General features: G+C 49.3%; 1 protein-coding gene. It reads left to right on the top strand.

Going from position 1 to position 223, the window contains the following annotated elements; translation table 11 throughout:
- Window positions 1-20: 20 nt before the first annotated feature.
- On the top strand, window positions 21-223 hold a 203-nt coding region (locus FS628_RS32450; RefSeq protein WP_222125367.1), incomplete at its 3' end, for a hypothetical protein.

Below are 223 nucleotides of genomic sequence, written 5' to 3'. Positions count from 1 at the left end.
TTGTATGGAGGTAGTTTGGGTTGATTGGTGTGAGGGAAGAGATGGGGAATATGATGAAAGAGAGGGGTGTAGGTAGGGGGGTTGGAAGGTGGTGTGGGGGGGATTGGGGATTGGTGTATATGGATGAGTTTATGGATATGGTGGAGAGCAGGAATTTCCTTATGCCGACGCGGAGGTACTGGTGCAGGGTTGAAATGACGTGTGAGTGTTTTGTACAGGATGT

The sequence above is a fragment of the Paenibacillus xylanexedens genome, from assembly GCF_007676705.1.
Lineage (GTDB): Bacteria > Bacillota > Bacilli > Paenibacillales > Paenibacillaceae > Paenibacillus > Paenibacillus xylanexedens_C.
This window is presented reverse-complemented; position numbering and strand designations above follow the sequence as displayed.